Here is a 17199-nt window from a genome sequence, read left to right on the forward strand (position 1 = left end):
AAATGTAATTTATTTCAATGATTATCAAAACCAAAAAATACGCCCTCGACCAGAAAACCTACATCAGTCTGGCGATGCGTAGCTGGGTAAAAAACAACTGGTACTGGGGTTTCGTCCCACTGGGTCTCATTTTTGCCAATGCCATCCTGAACGTGACGGGCGTCTACCCAAACTGGTGGATTTACCTCGTCATTGTGCTCCTCACCATCCTCTACGTGCTGTTCTGGGCCGTCCAATTTACGGGCATCACGCAAATGGAACAGACCAAATCGCTGTTTCAGAAGTATGTCTACGAGATTGACAGCCGCCAGATTCTGCTGAAACTGAACGCCCGCGAAGGCGGTATCCTGAAATGGGATCAAATCCGGAGCGTGACCAAAGACAAAACCGCTTATGTCATGGTGGTTTCCAACGACCAGGCGATGAACGGCATGAAAGTAAACTGGTTGGCCAAAATCGTGGCCAAAGGCATGAAAAATGCCCAGTTCCTCTACCTGCCGTATTCGATTTTCACCACCGAAAACGAACTGAAGTTCATGGATACGCTCCTGAAACGGAAGGGCTTTTTGGGGGAAGTGGAAAAATAAAGGAGAAAGGGGTGAAAGGAAGAGGGGATGAAAGGGAGGAGGGAAAATCCTATGTCTTTCATCCCCTCTTCCCTTTCATCCCCTCTTCCTTTCACCCCTTTCCCCCTACTTTGCCTGATTGGTGAAATCGACCACCGTTACGTCGGCCAGCCAGCCGCCAACGAGTTTGCCAAATTCTTTGTGAGCCGGGTGCGGCAGGTAAGTATCCCGGTCTTTTTCGTTCGCGAACGTCAACACAAAAGCGTGCGTCAGACCTTTGTCGAGTTTCTCCGGACTGTTGTTCGTTCCCCACTTGAAACTCTTGATTTCCTTTATTTTTGACGGTAACGCTTCAAAAGCAGCTACAATTTCTTTCACCTTCGCGGGCGTAGCTTCAGGTTTGAATTTAAACAGGACGACGTGGGTGAGATCGGATGGAGTCATTTTGTTTTGAGCGGAAGCGCCGGTCAGGGCGAGACCAATAAAAAGAAGGGTTGCAAAAACGGTTTTCATGAAATTGGTTTGTAAGTTTTAACGCTGCGACTGCAGAATGTTTCAAATAAGTCAATCTACTTCGGAAACTACTGCCTACTGCTTCTCGGCATACGGGATGACCAGTTTCTCACCCCGGGCGGCATAATTCTTGGTTTTCCCATTGGCTTTCATCAGCGCATCGACCGTAACACCGTATTTTTCAGCCACGACGCGGAGAATATCGCCTGCACCAACGGTATGATACGCCCGCGCTTTCACCTTCAGTTTTGTCACGTCGGCCTTCACCGCGTTGTCTTTCAAATCCGGATTCAGCGCTTTTAACGTACTGATACTCAGATTATACTTAGTAGCCACACTGTAGATCGTTTCACCCGGTTTTACGGTATGCGTAATCGACACCCCACCCGCCGGAACATTCACTTTGGGCTTTTCTTCTTTCGTTTTTTCCTCAACGGGTTTCTCTTCCCGCACCGGTTTTTCTTCTTTGACTTCCGCTACCGGTTTCTCCGCCGGTTTGCCCACTGCCGGGCGTTCTTCGGAATCCAAAGCCGGTTTTTTAGAAACCTCTTTTTCCTCATCGATGGGCGCTGGAGCCGTCTGCGACAAATCGACGGGCGCATTCCGGCTGGACGTATCGATTTCGATGGGTGCCACCAGTTCCGGTTCCAGCGGTAGTTCCACCGGTTTTTGCACCGTCGTATCCAACGCGACGCTGGTTAGCTCTTCCGACCCTTTCGTGTCATCGGCCACATACTCGTAGCCCACGTACAACAGGGCCAGAATCGTTAGAATCAGAACGGCCAGCGTAATGGTGGGCAAACTTGAACCCTCCGTCGACCGGGGGTTACGCTTCGCATTTTCGGTTTCCATAATTGGGGTTTAACGTCTGAGGTTTAACGTTTAACGTTGTGCGGCTTCCCTTCAAACGTTGGACATTAAACCAATTAACTTTTTCTTACCTCCTGACTCATTTTCTCCACTTTCACTTTCATGTCTTCCTTGTAATCCTGCAACCGTTGGGCGACGGTTTCGTCGAACGTGCCTACAATCTGAGCCGCCAGAATCCCGGCGTTGCGGGCGCCATTGAGGGCCACCGTTGCAACCGGGACACCCGAAGGCATTTGCAGAATCGACAGAACGGAATCCCAGCCATCGATCGAATTGCTGGATTTCACCGGCACCCCAATCACCGGCAAGGTCGTCAACGAAGCAACCATCCCCGGCAAATGGGCGGCACCACCCGCGCCGGCAATCACTACTTTCAAACCCCGTTGGCGGGCGGTTTTGCCATATTCCACCATTTTTTCCGGCGTCCGGTGGGCCGAAACGACGTCAATTTCGTACGAAACTCCCAAATCCGCCAATATGTCGGCCGCTTCCTGCATGACCCTCAGGTCTGAGCTGCTGCCCATGATGATTCCAACCATATTTTTAGTTAAGAGTTAAGAGTTAAAAGTTAAAAGTTGGCTGACGCATACAACTCTTAACTCATCATTCTTAACTCATCATTCTTAACTCTTCACTTTTATGCTTTCTTTCACCGAATCGGCTTTCGCTTTCAGTGTATTTAAATCTGAACTAATAACGGTAATGTGTCCCATTTTGCGAAACGGGCGGGTGATTTTTTTACCGTACAGAAAAGGAAACACGCCCGGCATTGCCAGCAGGGCTTCCATGCCTTCATACCGGGCGGGGCCGCTGTGGCCGGGTTCGCCCAGTAAGTTGATCATGGCGGCTGGCGAAAGGATGGCCGTATCGCCCAACGGCAGGTTCAGGATGGCCCGCCAGTGTTGTTCAAACTGCGACGTCACATTCGCCCGAATCGTGTGGTGACCGCTGTTGTGCGGACGTGGTGCCACTTCGTTAACGATGATTTGCTGGTCTTTCGTCAGAAACAGTTCCACCGCCAGCAAACCGACAATTCCGAAGGCGTCGGCGGTTTTTCGGGCAATTTCCTGGGCCTGCCGGTCGACGGTTTCGGAAACCGCTGCGGGGGCAAACAGGTATTCCACCAGATTCTGTTCGGGGTGAAAAACCATTTCGACCGTCGGAAAGGTTGCCGTTTGGCCCTGCTCGTTGCGGGCGACAATCACTGCCAGTTCCTTTTCAAAATCGACGGCTTTTTCCAGAACGCCCGGCGCGTCGAAGGCTTTATCCACGTCGTCAACGGAAGCAATGCGCTGCACCCCGCGACCATCGTAGCCATCGCGGCCCAGTTTATGGAAAGCTGGCAGAAAATCCGGATTTTTCGCTAAAGCCTGCGCTACCTCATCCCGGTTTTCGGTCAGAATGAAATCGGCGGTTGGCAGGTTGTGCTCGCGGTAAAATTGTTTCTGCGCCCGTTTGTCCTGAATAATCCGGATCACCGACGGCTGCGGAAAAACCCGCTTTCCTTCGCGCTCCAGAGCTTCCAGGGCATCGACATTGACGCGCTCAATTTCAATCGTCAGCACATCGACCTGCTGGCCAAACTCATAAACCGTATCGTAGTCGGTGAGTGCCCCTTGCGTGAATGACGTAGCCAGGTGGCGGCAGGGTGCTTCGGCATCGGGGTCCAGAATATGGACAATCAGGTTCCAGTCGATCCCGGCCTGAATCAGCATCAGACCCAGTTGACCTCCTCCGAGGATTCCAATGCGGGTAGTGGGGTTGAATGTAAGCATACTTGTAACAATCCTCTGCAAAAGTAGCCCCAATTCGGAGTTTATCGTACTTTTTAAGACACTTGTTTTATCAATTTAGGATCGGTTAATAGGTTTATCCTCGTTTGAGACCCGCCCGGTTCTCAACAATTCCAACTCTTCCTGTTAATTTGCACGTTCATACCTGAAGCGGGAAGTATTAAAAGTAGATTATGAGACATGAGATGAAAGACAAAAGACGAGTCAACTATTTGACTATCAATCATCTATCTCATTTCTCACGTCTAACCTCTTTCATCTCTATTTAACCTATGAAGGACAAACTATTCAATCAAAAAGACCTAATTGCGTATTTCATTGTTGCGGCCATTGGTGCCTCCCTGCAAATTGTTGTGAGTTCGTTGCTTCAGGAGTGGTTTAAGGTTTCCTACGAAAATGGCGTCTTACTGGGCTACATCAGTTCGTTTTTCATCGGCTTTTTTCTCACCAAACTGCTGGCGTTTAACGCCAAAAACTCGGCCAAAACCCGCCGGGAGATGGTTAAATTTGCGATGGTTTCGGTGATTTCCTGCCTAATTACGGTCTATGGTGCGTCGGCCTTATACAACTTCTCGATCAGTCAGAACGGGATCTATATATTCACGCTGCCGGGGTCGGTTAAAACCGTGAACCTAAACAAGTTATTCTCCCACACCTTTGGCATGGGCCTGAGTTTTATCTCCAATTACATTCTGCACAAAACCTTTACCTTCAAAAATACCGGTTTCTACGAACGGCTGAAATCGCTGCTGAATCTGAACTAATCCGGTCAATCCAGCAACGCCAGAATGTCTTCCTTCGTCAGCGATTTCATGAAGTTTTCCTCGGTCGTAATCAGGTCGCTGGCGAGCTTTTGCTTAGAACGTTGCAGGGCCAGAATCTTCTCCTCCACGGTATTGCGGGAAATAAATTTGTAGGTAAAAACCGTCCGTTTCTGCCCAATCCGGTGGGCGCGGTCGATGGCCTGGGCCTCGATGGCCGGGTTCCACCACGGATCGAGAATGAACACGTAATCGGCCGCCGTCAGGTTGTGACCCAGTCCGCCCGCTTTCAGCGAAATCAGAAACAGCTTGATCGAATCGTTGTTCTGAAACAGATCCACCTGCCCCCGCCGGTCCTGCGTCGAACCGTCCAGGTACGCATATTGAATCCCGCGCTCCTGCAAATACTGCTGAACAACGTCCAGGTGCTTGATGAACTGACTGAATACCAAAATCTTGTGATTGTCCGCCATCGCACCTTCCAGCCGCATTACCATGTCGTCCAGTTTGCCGGAGTTGCCTTCGTACGTTTCGTCGATCATCCGCGGGTGGTTCGCAATCTGGCGGAGTTTGGTCAATCCCTGTAAGACCACCATCTGCGATTTGGCCATGCCGTCTTCTTCAATGCGTTCCAGAATCAGGTTCCGGTAATACGACTTGGCTTCTTCGTACTGCTTCTCCTGTTCCGGCGACATGTCGCTGTAGTGGATATTCTCCACTTTTTCGGGCAGATCACGCGCTACCTGCGACTTGTGCCGCCGGAGCATGAACGGTTTGATAATGCCGTAAAGCCGCTGCGTTTTCTGCTCGTCGTTCTTTTTCTCAATCGGAATCTGAAACTCGTTGCGGAAAAACGTCTGGCTGCCCAGCAAACCGGGGTTGATAAACGTCATCTGCGTCCACAAATCCATCGTGCTGTTTTCCAACGGCGTTCCGGTCAGAATAAGCCGGTGGGCCGAGTCGAGTTGCATCACTGCCCGGGTGATGTGCGACGACGGATTTTTGATGGCCTGCGATTCGTCCAGAATGATGTAATGAAACCGGTACATCTTCAGCAAATCGATGTCGATCCGGACAATGCCGTACGAGGTCAAAATCACATCATAGCCATCGAACTGGGCGGTATTTTTGTCGCGGTAGGTTCCGGTATACGCCATCACGCGCAGGCCGGGCGTAAACCGTTTGGCTTCCAGTTCCCAGTTATACAGCAGTGAAGTGGGCATCACGAGCAGCGTTGGTTCCGTAAAACCGGCTTCCTTCTGCGACTGCAACATCGCCAGCGTCATGACGGTTTTGCCCAACCCCATGTCGTCGGCCAGGCAACCGCCAAACCGGTATTGGTTCAGGAATTGCAGCCAGTCGTAACCGGCTTTCTGGTAAGGCCGCAATTCGCCCTTAAAACCGGCGGGCAGCGGGTGCGCATTGATTTCTTCGAAACTCCGCAGTTTTTCGAGCTTTCGGCTGATTACCGCCGACGCCAAACTTTCTTCCTGCAACTCCTGCACCAGCGCAATGTGGTGTTTGTGAAGCACCAGCCGGTCGCTGTCGACCTCGTGTTCCATGAACGCGAAGAGTTCCGAATATTTCGTAAACCACGTTTCGGGAATGACGGCGACTTCGCCGTTGGGCAGCGTAAACTCCCGTTTCTTGTTCAGAATCAGCGAACGGAGCTTGATAAACGGGATTTCAAATTCTCCGAATTGCACTTTCGCGTAAATGTCGAACCAGTCGCGGGTTTCGTTGATCGAAACCACAATGGACGAATAGCCTAAAAAATACCGTTTGGCGTCGTTGGCGTGTTGCGAAATCTGAAAACCGGCTTCTACCAGCCGGTTGTGGTTCTGCTGAAGCCACTCGAAAGCGGCCGCTTTTCCCAGTTTGGAATGGCCGTTGTCTTTCAGTTCGAGGCCGTTTTCCTTGAGCCAGAAAAGCGTCGATTTCTCTTTCCGGACATCCCGGCGAATCTTGTGAAAAACGTAGTCATCGCCCTTCTTTTCGATGCTGACGTTGGACGAATCCGTGAAACCGTCGTAGCGAAACGTAAACTGACCGTACTGAAACAGCAAGTCGAAAACCACCTGCGAATCGTCGACGGGCGCAGCATGAGCCATTTCCGTCAGCACGTTATTCATCCGTTCCGACGCCCCGTTTCCGTTCCGATGGCCGGTCGAAGCCGCCTGATCAAACAGCGCGGGTGTGGCCCGGTGCGCAACGGCATGTTCCGAAACCGTCAGCACGGGCGCGGGCGGCAGCACTTCGTTCCGGATCTCAAACCCTCTGGCGTATACGTCGTAGGATGCAATCAGGGGGGCTACGAAGCGGTGATAGTACTGATCTTCAATGTTTTTCGGAATAACGATATTTCTCTTTTGCAGAAACGGGCGCAGTTTTTTGCCATCGACATTTTTATCGAAATGAAACAACCGCTTGCCCACCATCATCCAGGCCGGATCGTCGCAAATCAACAGCGCATCCTTAAACTGAAATTCGACCCGTTCCCCGGCGTATTTGATAATCGGAAAATATTCCGTGGAAATTTCGGTTCGCACAAAATTGAAAAAGACGCGGGCCTTGTCCGGCATCCGCTCAACGGACATCCAGGCCGGGTTGCCGTCGTTGCCCATGACATACAACGGTTTTTCGGCCAGCCGCTCCAGAATCAGCGCCCGACGGGTTTCGAGGTAGTCACAAATCCGTTCCCGCAGTTCTTTATCGCCTTTCTGGGCGTCGTAAACCTTCAGAAAGAAATCGACCGCCGGTAATTTTTTGGGATTAAATTTTTTCAGAATGACGTCCTGCTGGATTTCGTCGATGATCCGAATCAGCTCAAAATCAGCGTCGTCCAGTTCACTGGCAAACTCCCCGGCGTTTTTGGCCGACAGTGTCTGGTTCTGCAGCGTCAGCTCACCGCGCGCATTGAGTTGCACGACGAAGGCTTCAAACAGATACCCCAGAAACTCATGTTGCAGGAGTGAATAGACCAGTTGAAACGGTTCCGCGGGAGAGACTTTCATAACACCGTATTGATTACTGCCTGACTGCACCAGGCCCGGAAATACCGGGTTGATCGTAAAAAAATCGCGCTTCCGGACGGTATGGATAAGCTTTAAAAAAGAAAGCAAAAAGGCTGATTTGCCGTCCGGTTAGAATATGCAACAAACTCAAATATACGAAGAGCTACAACAAAGGCAAATCGAAAAACACGGAAGCCTGTGCGAACTGATTTTACGGCCTGTGAATAGTCCCAGCGGCATTTTTACGCGGTAAATTTTAAAAGCCGGTTTGCCCGGTCGGAGCGATGAAACGACCCCGAAAACAAAACCGCCTAGTACCTAAGTGAGAAAAAATTGCAATTCATTCAGAAAGCAAGCGAGGGTTGTGCCAATTTTTCTTGTCTTTGTAGTAGACCCTGAACTGTATGAATGAATCGCCCCTGCAACCGGATTTTTCGGACGAACGACGCCCGGACGCACGCATAAGCCTGGTGGTGCCGATGGACCCAAACCGTGCTGCTGACCCGGAGTGGATGATCCGGCGGATGCTGCAATCGGACCCGGTAAAAGGGTTCGAGTTGCTCTATCAGCGGTATTACGGCCCCTTGTGCAGCCACGTTACCCGGCTGGTCTATTCCCGCGAAATTGGCGAGGACCTGGTCGGTGATCTGTTTTTCCACCTGTGGCAAACGAATCAGTATACCCAGATCACCGGGTCGTTCCGGGCCTACCTGTTTTCGGCCGCCCGCAACCGCGCCATCAACTACCTCCGCTGGGAATTTAACCGGACCGAACCTACCGAAGACAACGAGTTGACAGACCCGGCAGACAGCACCGAATCCGATACTGATCTGGCTTTTGAAGAACTCACAACCCGGATCCACCGGGCCCTGGACGCCCTGCCGCCCCAGTGCCGCAACGTGTTTGTGCTGAGCCGGTTTGAAGGTCGGAAAAACAGCGAAATCGGGGCTGATCTGCACATCTCGGTCAAAACCGTAGAAGGTCACCTCACCAAAGCCCTGAGCCGGTTAAGACAGGCCCTCCACGACTATTGGCTGGTGTTACTCCTGCTGCTGACCTGGTAAGTATCTCTCCTCATTTTCGACAACAACATGCAATCGGAACTATCCAAGGCACTGCTCTTTGCCTATTTTGAAGGGACTACCACGCCGATCCAGACCCAGCGGATTCAGCGATGGCGACAGAAACCCGAAAACCGGGAGCGGTTTTTCGCCTGTCTGGAAGAATGGGAAAATCAGCGGCTGCAATACGAAGCCGACCCGGAAACTGCCTTCCACCAGTTCAGGGAACGGATTCAGCAACTCGAATCAATCCCCGAAACACCGGTTTTGCCGCTGGAGACGCCCTCCGTCCGCCGGGCGTGGCTCGTTGCCGCTTCACTGGCGTTGCTCACGCTGCTGGCCGTCTGGCAGCGCGACCTTTGGCTCTACCGCACCTATTCAACGCAGTACGGCGAACTGAAAACCGTTGGTTTGCCCGACGGCAGCCGGGTGACGCTGAATGCGCACTCCAGCCTGCGGTTGTCGCGCTGGACGTTTGGCCGAACCAGCCGGGAAGTCTGGCTCATGGGCGAAGCCGAGTTTTCGGTCCGGCACCTGCCTACCCACCAGCGGTTTATTGTCCGGACGCCCGATGAGCTGGAAGTGGTCGTATTGGGCACTGAATTCGTGGTTTCGACCCATCGGCAAGGTTCGCGCATTGTGCTGAACAGCGGGAAAGTGGCTTTCCGGTCGTTGCAAGGCTCGTCGCCCGCGCCGGTGGTGATGAAACCGGGTGACGTGGCCACCGTCAGACCGGGCGGTCAGGTTCAGATGCAATCCCACCAGTCGGTCGAACGCTACCGGGTCTGGAAAGAACACCGGTTTCTATTCGACCGGACGCCCTTATCGCAGGTGCTGACGACATTGGAAGAACATTTTGGCGAAACCGTACAACTGGCTGACTCCGAACTGGTTCACCGGCAGATTACCGGCACGTTTCGCGCCGAAACCGCCCCGGTTCTGCTCGATTTGCTGACCACGCTGACCCGCACGCAGGTTGTCGAAACCGATTCGGGCAAAGTGATGATTCCCCTTTCCCCCCTAAACCCTTAAAACGTATGGTGCCATTTTTAAGAATCCTGCTGCCGACGGCGGGTTGTCTGCTCTCGGTGGCCGTTCAGGCGCAAACCCTGGCGTCGGTTCAGCCGACCCGGTCAGTCATCCAGTCGTCTCCCGGTTCTACGGTTCAACTGCGGGACGCCCTGCTGGAACTTCGCAGTCGCTACAAGGTCGATCTGGCCTTTGAAGAACAGCAGCTTCAGGGCGTCAGCGTTCCCACCGGCTGGTTTCACCCCAAATGGTCGATGGAGAAAAACCTGGAAGGCTTGCTGCGGACCACGGATTTTCAGGTGAAACGACTGTCCAACGGAACGTATCTGATCGTGTCGAACGCAGCCCGACTGCGACCGGCGCGAACCGCATCGCCCAACCGGTCCGAAGCGCCGACAACGATGACGCAGCCCGAACATTCCGGGGCCAACGACAACGCTGCCACCCGAACCGGGCCGACTGAAACCGCAACGCAGCCCACCGACGTGGCCGTTCAGGGGCGCGTGACCGCCAGCGGGTCGGACGAAGGACTTCCGGGCGTGAATGTGCAGGTGAAAGGAACGACAACCGGTACGACCACCGACGCCAATGGCTCGTTTACGCTCCGGGTGCGCGACGAACAGGCGGTGCTCGTGTTTTCGTCCATCGGCTACGAAGCCCAGGAAGTGACGGTGGGCAGGCGGCAAACGCTGAGCGTGATCCTGAAACCGAGTGAGCGTTCGCTGGAAGAAGTGGTGGTAGTCGGGTATGGAACCGTTAAAAAAAGCGATTTGACGGGTTCGGTTTCGTCGGTTTCGGGCAGTGAATTTCACAAATTGCCGATGGCAACGCTCGATCAGGGATTGCAGGGCCGTGCCGCCGGGGTGCAGGTAACGCAAACCGACGCGGCTCCCGGCGGCACGGTTTCGATCCGGATTCGGGGCGGCAATTCGATCACCAACAACAACGAGCCGTTGTACGTCGTGGACGGTTTTCCGGTGACGGCCCTCAAAAGCCTGAATCCATCGGACATCGAATCGATTGAAATTCTGAAAGATGCCTCGGCAACGGCCATCTACGGTTCGCGGGGTTCCAACGGCGTCGTGCTGATTACGACCAAACAGGCCAAGGCGGGTCAGTCGCGCTTCGACGCCGAATATTACACCGGTTTTCAGAAGCTGATCTACAAAATTCCGCTGCTGAACGGAACGCAGTTTGCCGAACTCGCCAACGAAGCCGCTGCCTTCCGAAACCGGGCGTTGCCGTTTGCCGATCCGAAGGCGCTGGGCGAAGGCACCGACTGGCAGGACGCTATTTACCGAACCGCACCCATCCGAAACTACCAGCTCACGTTTTCGCAGGGACTGGAGAAAACCCGGTTTATGGTCAGTGGCAACTACTTCGATCAGGACGGAATTATCAGCAACTCCAATTTCAAACGGTTGTCGCTGCGGTTCAACATGGAAACCAAAATCAACGCGAAACTGAAGTTTGGCAACAACCTGCAACTGAGCTACGTCAACAACCATGCGGTTCTGGTCAACAGCGGTGGTACCGGCAGCAATGGCGTGGTTCACACGGCTTTAACGAGCGGCCCGAACTTGCCGATTTACGACCAGGACGGCAATTATTTTGTCGACTGGCAGCAAATCGGTCCTTCCGTCCGGCGGGATAATGCGGTTTCGCTGGCCAATGAAACCACCAACCTGACGCGCACCGCCCGCATTCTGGGCAACATGTTTCTGCAATACGAAGTCGTGAAAGGGCTGACCGCCCGCGTCAGTTTGGGGGCCGACGCCACGTTTTCGAAAAACAACCTCTACATTCCCCGCACCACCTACCGAGCCTATTTTCAAAACGGCATTGCCAACGTGAGCGACCAGCAATCGTATAACTGGCTGAATGAAAACACCTTGACGTACGACAAAACCGTGGGTGTTCACCATCTCAATGTGCTGGGCGGTTTTACGGTTCAGCGGGAAATCAGCGAAGAGGTGGAAGCGAAAGGGCAGAATTTTGTCAACGACATTCTGACGTACAACAACCTGGAGGCCGCCGGGCTCGTGCAGCCAGCCGCTTCGGGGGCCAACCAATGGTCGCTGATGTCGTACCTCGGCCGGATTAACTACGGGTTTCGGGAACGGTATCTGCTGACGGTTTCGCTGCGGGCCGATGGGTCGTCGCGGTTTGGAGCCAGCAACAAATGGGGCTATTTCCCTTCCGGGGCGCTGGCCTGGCGGGTGTCGGAAGAACCGTTCATGCAGGCCCAGCGGGTCGTTTCCGATTTGAAATTTCGTACCAGCTACGGCGTCACTGGTTTTCAGGAAATACCACTCTATCGCTCCCAGAGTTCACTGAGCAATACGTCCTCCATTCTTGGCAACAACCTCGCCATCGGGATTGCCCCATCGCGGGTTGCCAACCCGAACCTGAAATGGGAACGAACGGCGCAATTTGACGTCGGCATTGATTTCGGCGTTCTGAATAACCGGGTGCGGTTCACGGCTGATTATTACTACAAACGAACCAAAGACCTGCTGCTGGAAGTGAGTGTTCCCTGGACGTCGGGCTACAATACGTCGCTCCAGAATGTGGGCAGCACCGAGAACAAAGGGTTTGAATTTTCGGTCAGTGCCACACCGATCAACGGCAAATTCAAGTGGAACGTGGACGCCAATTACTCCCAAAACCGCAACAAAGTACTGAGTCTGGGCGGTGTAAACGAGTTTTTTGGTCCCGAATCGGGTTCCAGTTTCTATTCTCCCGGCCCGGCCATCCTGATCCGGAAAGGCCAGCCGGTCAATTCCTTCTTTGGCTATATCGGCGACGGTTTGTTCCGCACGCAGGAAGAAATCGCCAGCGGTCCGGTTCACCGCTACATGGAACCGGGCGACCTGCGGTTTAAGGACGTGGACGGAAACGGCACGCTCTCCCCCGCCGACCGAACCATCATCGGCAACGCCCAGCCCAAGTTCATTTACGGCCTGAACAACACCTTCACCTACGGCAACTTCGACCTGACGGTTTTGATGCAGGGTGTTTATGGGAACAACATTCTGAACCTGCTGCGGGTCTACGAACTCGAATCCATGCGCGGCACCCACAACAACCACATCCGGGCGCTGGACCGCTGGACACCCCAGAATCCGAATGCCTACATGCCCAAAGCCGATTACCGCGGTCAGGAGCAATTCATCAGCACCCGGGCGCTGGAAGACGGTTCGTACCTGCGGGTGCGGAACGTGGTGTTGTCCTATAACCTGCCGGGCAAGCTGGTCAAATGGGCGCGTTCCGCCAAAATTTACGTGAGCGGCCAGAACATCCTGACCTGGACCAAGTATACCGGCTACGATCCGGAGGTCAATTCGCATGGGCAAAATCCGATCAATCAGGGCATTGATTACGGGGCGTATCCGCGCGCCAAAACGGTTATGATCGGTGTCAACCTGGGCCTTTAACACCCGACTTCCATGAAAAAGAAACTATCTACCTTACCTGTTCTTGTGCTGAGCGTATGGCTCGGCAGCAGTTGCCAGTTTCTGGACGAAAACCCGCAGGATTTTCTGGCACCGGCCAATTTTTACAAAACCGAAGCCGATGCCATAGCCGCCGTCAATGCGGTTTACAGCCACCTGTCGACGGGGGCGTATTACGGCGGGGGAGCCTGGCGGATGGGCGATCTGGCGTCCGACCTGCTGGATGACGGCGCGGTGTCGCGCACCGAAACGCTGGAATTGAATACGTACACGGTTGCCTCGACCAATGCCGTTCTCGCTGATTTCTGGCAGCGATTGTATGTTGCGGTCAATCAGGCCAATGCGGCCATTGGGCGTGTACCGGGAACGACGATGGATGCCACCCGGAAGGCGCGGCTGGTGGCCGAAGTGCGGTTTTTGCGGGCCTTGTTTTACTTCGATCTGGTGAAAGCATTCGGCGATGTTCCACTCGTTTTGGAAGAAACCACGAGCCTGAATGCGCTGTCGGTGGTTCGCCGGCCAGCCGCCGAAATTTACACCCAGATTATTCAGGATTTGCAGGAAGCCGAGAAAGGCTTGCCAGCTAGCTACGCGGCTGCCGATCTGGGCCGGGTCACAAAAGGAGCGGCTCAGTCTTTACTCGCCAAGGTGTACCTGTTCAACCGGGATTTCGCGGCTGCGGCCCAAAAAGCGCAGGAAGTGGTTCAGTCCAATACGTACAGTCTGGTTCCTAACTACGCGGATCTGTGGCCGGCCGAGAAGGAAAACGGGCCGGAGCATATTTTCTCGGTTCAGTACAAAGCCGGGGTCGTCGGTAGCGGTTTTAACGAAACGTTTGGCGTGCGGGGCGGAAAAACACCCATTACGGGCGGTAGTGGCGCTTTTGTCAAGAAGAGTTTTATCAGCAGTTTCGAAACGGGCGACCTTCGCAAAGACATCAGCATCAAGGACTCCTACACGTTCTCGGACAGCAGCAAAGCCACGTTTCAACCCCACGTCTGGAAATACTTCAATCCCAACGGCACCACGCCCAGCAATACGGACACCAACTGGCCCGTCATCCGGTATGCCGACCTGCTGCTGATCCTGGCCGAAGCCCGGAATGAGGTGGCTGGCCCCACGCCCGATGCCTATGCGCCGATCAATCAGGTTCGCAGCCGCTCCAAACTCAAAGCCCTGCCCACCGGACTGACCAAAGAGCAGTTTCGGGATGCGGTTTTGCAGGAACGCGGCTGGGAATTGTGCTTCGAAGGCCACCGCCGGTATGACCTGATTCGAATGAATAAACTTCGGGAAGCGATGCAAAAAGTAGCGATTACGACCACCGTACCCAAGCACAATCTGTATCCGATTCCGCAACGCGAACTAGACACCAACCGGGAGCTTCAACAAAATACCGGTTATTAACCCCTGACAATCATGCAACGCCGAGATTTTTTAACCACCGCCCTCGCAGGAGCCGCCGTCTCCCAGTCGGCCACGGCCTATTCCACCATCCGCCCCGACGCCAACACGCTGGCCGAAGCCGCCCGCGACGTGCCGGTGGTCGGCGACTACGACGTCATTGTCTGCGGTTCCGGCCCTGCCGGGGTCGCAGCCGCCATCGAAGCCGGGCGCAGCGGGGCCAAAACGCTCCTGCTCGAAGTCCACGGTTGTCTGGGGGGGGTTTGGACCTCGGGTTGCCTAACGTGGATTCTCGACAACACCAACAAAGCCGGTTTGGTCCAGGAAATCAAAACCGAACTGCAAAAACGCGGAGACAGCGCGACGGTGCCGACGGGCGGCACATTTTCTTTCGACGCCGAAGGCATGAAACTGTTGCTGGAGGAATATTGCCTGAAAGCGAACGTCACGGTGCGGCTATTCACGCGGGTGGTGGCAACGGCCCAGAAAGCCGGGCGACTCACACACGTCGTCACGGAATCGAAATCGGGGCGGGAAGCCTGGTCGGGCAAAGTGTTCATCGACTGCTCGGGCGACGGCGATCTGGCGGCTCAAGCCGGTTGCGGTTTCGACTACGGCGACAGTTCAGGGCAGGGCCAGCCGATGAGCTTACTCTGTCTGATAACCGGCGTCAACTACGCGGACATCAAAGAATATGTTCGCGACGCAGCCGACAGCAAAGGTGGTTCTCCTTCCAAAAAACGACTGGAAGAAGCCATCCGTCGCGGGGGTCATTCGCCCTCGTATACGCACCCCAGTATCCACCCCATCCGCGAGGATTTGCACATGCTGATGGCTAATCACGAATACGGTTTTAAAGGCACCGACGCCAATCAGGTTTCGCAGGCTACGTTGAAAGGCCGGGCCGAAGTACACAAAATCATCGGGAGTCTGCGGTCGCTCAAGGGCGTCTGGAGCAACCTGCGGCTGGTGGCCACGGGCGAGCAGATTGGCGTTCGGGAAAGCCGCCGGATTCACGGTCTGTATACGGTTTCCCGCCAGGATCTGATGACCGGAATCCGCCATGCAGACGCGGTTTGCCGCGTTACGTTTGGCGTGGATGTTCACTCCGTCAAAAAAGACGACGAAGCCACGACCAACTACAAGCGGGGAACGCCCAGCAAACCGTATGACATCCCGGTTCGGGCGTTGATTGCCAAAGATGTGCAGGGATTGATGATGGCCGGGCGGTGCATCAGTGGTGATTTTATCGCCCATTCCAGCTACCGCGTCACGGGCAATGCCGCCATTATGGGGCAAGCCGCCGGTCGCGTGGCCGCGCTGGCCGTTCAGTCCAACCGGCTGCCGCAGGACGTCAAATGGGCAGATGTGAAGTGGAGCGTGGAGTAACTCTGAAAGAATGATGAATGTTACTACAATCGCTTATTGGCCCTAAATCCCCTAAAGGGGACTTCTTGCATCCGGATTAAGCCGCGTCCAAGTCCCCTTTAGGGGATTTAGGGGCAACAAGCGATTGCAGTAACGTATACCTACGCGTACGTATTCAGCATCACCGGCATCACCAGCATCAGAATATCTTCGTCTTCCTCCTTGTCGGCCGGAATGATCAGACCGGCGCGGTTGGGAGCCGACATCTCGAACGAGAGCATTTTGGCGCTCAGGTTATTGAGCATTTCGGTCAGAAATTTAGCGTTGAAGCCGATTTCCAGCGGATCGCCGTCGTAGTCACAGAGCAGCTTTTCGTTGGCTTCGTTGCTGTAATCCAGATCTTCGGCGGAGATGGTCAGGGAGTTGGTTTTGAGCGAAAGCCGGATCTGGTGCGTTGTCCGGTTGGCGTAAATCATGATCCGTTTCAGCGAATTCAGAATGTCCGTCCGGCCAATGGTCATGATGTTCGGGTTGTTGGTCGGAATGGCGTTTTCGAAGTCCGGAAACCGCTCGTCGATCAACCGGCAGATCATCTGCGTCGATCCGGCGGGCGATCCGGCAAAGGTAAACGACGCGTTCGACTGACTGAACTCGGCTTTCACCGGCGCGGCTTCGGGCAAAGAGGCTTTCAACAGCGTCAGGGCTTTCCGTGGAATGATCATCGAAGAATCGCTGGGCGAACTGATGTCCGTCCGGCGGTAGCGAATCAGCCGGTGTCCGTCGGTAGCCACAAACGTCGCGCTCTCGGCGGTCAGTTGCAGATACACCCCCGTCATGGCCGGGCGCAGGTCGTCGGTGCTGGTGGCAAAAACCGTATTGTTGATGGCGCTCAGTAAAGCATCTGACGACAGTTCGACCGTCAGGCTGCGGTTGACCGTCGGAATTTTCGGGAAGTCGATCGGATTTTCGCCCGAGAGTTTATAGCGACCGTTATCCGTCAGAATTTCGGTTCCGAACGTCTCCGTATTGACGTTGAACGTGATCGGTTGTTCGGGCAAACCGCGCAGCGTATCAAGCAGCAGTTTGGCCGGAATGGCAATGGCTCCCTTCTCCGACGACTCCACGGCAATGTTGGTGATCATGGTCGTTTGCAGATCAGAAGCCGTCACCGTCAGGATGTCATCTTCCAGTTTGAACAGAAAGTTTTCCAGAATCGGCACAATCGGATTCGTTGCCACCACACCGTTGATGGCCGAAAGTTGCTTGAGTAATACGGAGGAGGAAACGATGAATTTCATATGCAAATTGTTTGGGGCCAAAAGTCCAATGAGAACAAAAGTAGGAAAAATAGTCGAATTTTCAGGG

At 54.1% G+C, this 17199-nt stretch carries 13 protein-coding genes; 7 read left to right on the forward strand and 6 right to left on the reverse strand.

The window, feature by feature from the left end; genetic code table 11:
* Positions 1-17 precede the first annotated feature (17 nt).
* Positions 18-587 carry a YcxB family protein gene (locus DUE52_RS08090; RefSeq protein ID WP_114405480.1) on the forward strand — a complete coding sequence of 190 codons (570 nt, stop codon included), beginning with the start codon at positions 18-20 and terminating at the stop codon, positions 585-587.
* A gap of 105 nt (positions 588-692) precedes the next feature.
* Here the strand turns inward: DUE52_RS08090 and DUE52_RS08095 are convergent, their stop codons facing one another.
* The 4 genes from DUE52_RS08095 to DUE52_RS08110 all read right to left on the reverse strand — a co-directional run bounded on the left by DUE52_RS08095 (position 693) and on the right by DUE52_RS08110 (position 3724).
* Positions 693-1079 carry a Dabb family protein gene (locus DUE52_RS08095; protein ID WP_114405481.1) on the reverse strand — a complete coding sequence of 129 codons (387 nt, stop codon included), beginning with the start codon at positions 1077-1079 and terminating at the stop codon, positions 693-695.
* 75 nt (positions 1080-1154) lie between these two features.
* Entirely contained in the window at positions 1155-1931 is a 777-nt protein-coding gene (locus DUE52_RS08100; protein WP_114405482.1) for a LysM peptidoglycan-binding domain-containing protein, read from the reverse strand.
* Positions 1932-2005: 74 nt separating this feature from the next.
* Positions 2006-2488 (reverse strand): 5-(carboxyamino)imidazole ribonucleotide mutase, encoded by a 483-nt coding sequence (gene purE / locus DUE52_RS08105; protein ID WP_114405483.1) that lies wholly within the window; start codon positions 2486-2488, stop codon positions 2006-2008.
* A gap of 84 nt (positions 2489-2572) precedes the next feature.
* Positions 2573-3724: a 5-(carboxyamino)imidazole ribonucleotide synthase gene (locus tag DUE52_RS08110; protein ID WP_114405484.1), complete on the reverse strand. Its 1152-nt coding sequence runs from the start codon at positions 3722-3724 to the stop codon at positions 2573-2575.
* Between the two features lie 290 nt (positions 3725-4014).
* Between DUE52_RS08110 and DUE52_RS08115 the strand changes: the two genes are divergently transcribed.
* On the forward strand, positions 4015-4506 hold the full coding sequence (locus DUE52_RS08115; protein ID WP_114405485.1) for a GtrA family protein: 492 nt from the start codon (positions 4015-4017) through the stop codon (positions 4504-4506).
* 5 nt (positions 4507-4511) lie between these two features.
* Here DUE52_RS08115 and DUE52_RS08120 read toward each other — a convergent pair whose 3' ends face one another.
* Positions 4512-7517 carry a DEAD/DEAH box helicase gene (locus DUE52_RS08120; protein WP_114405535.1) on the reverse strand — a complete coding sequence of 1002 codons (3006 nt, stop codon included), beginning with the start codon at positions 7515-7517 and terminating at the stop codon, positions 4512-4514.
* 404 nt (positions 7518-7921) lie between these two features.
* Between DUE52_RS08120 and DUE52_RS08125 the strand changes: the two genes are divergently transcribed.
* The 5 genes from DUE52_RS08125 to DUE52_RS08145 are packed head-to-tail and all read left to right on the forward strand — an operon-like array spanning position 7922 to position 15855.
* Positions 7922-8581: an RNA polymerase sigma-70 factor gene (locus DUE52_RS08125; RefSeq protein ID WP_114405486.1), complete on the forward strand. Its 660-nt coding sequence runs from the start codon at positions 7922-7924 to the stop codon at positions 8579-8581.
* A gap of 27 nt (positions 8582-8608) precedes the next feature.
* Entirely contained in the window at positions 8609-9610 is a 1002-nt protein-coding gene (locus tag DUE52_RS08130) for a FecR family protein (protein ID WP_114405487.1), read from the forward strand.
* A 5-nt stretch (positions 9611-9615) separates the two neighbouring features.
* On the forward strand, positions 9616-13044 hold the full coding sequence (locus DUE52_RS08135) for a SusC/RagA family TonB-linked outer membrane protein (protein ID WP_114405488.1): 3429 nt from the start codon (positions 9616-9618) through the stop codon (positions 13042-13044).
* A 12-nt stretch (positions 13045-13056) separates the two neighbouring features.
* Positions 13057-14469 (forward strand): RagB/SusD family nutrient uptake outer membrane protein, encoded by a 1413-nt coding sequence (locus tag DUE52_RS08140; protein WP_114405489.1) that lies wholly within the window; start codon positions 13057-13059, stop codon positions 14467-14469.
* A gap of 12 nt (positions 14470-14481) precedes the next feature.
* Positions 14482-15855, forward strand: a complete 1374-nt coding sequence (locus DUE52_RS08145; RefSeq protein WP_114405490.1) for an FAD-dependent oxidoreductase — start codon at positions 14482-14484, stop codon at positions 15853-15855.
* Between the two features lie 140 nt (positions 15856-15995).
* On the opposite strand, the gene dnaN is transcribed toward DUE52_RS08145, so the two are convergent.
* The gene (gene dnaN, locus DUE52_RS08150; protein ID WP_114405491.1) at positions 15996-17132 is read right to left on the reverse strand and encodes a DNA polymerase III subunit beta; all 1137 of its coding nucleotides are present in this window, start codon (positions 17130-17132) and stop codon (positions 15996-15998) included.
* Positions 17133-17199 lie beyond the last annotated feature (67 nt).

This window comes from Larkinella punicea, assembly GCF_003334855.1.
GTDB classification, from domain to species: Bacteria; Bacteroidota; Bacteroidia; order Cytophagales; family Spirosomataceae; genus Larkinella; species Larkinella punicea.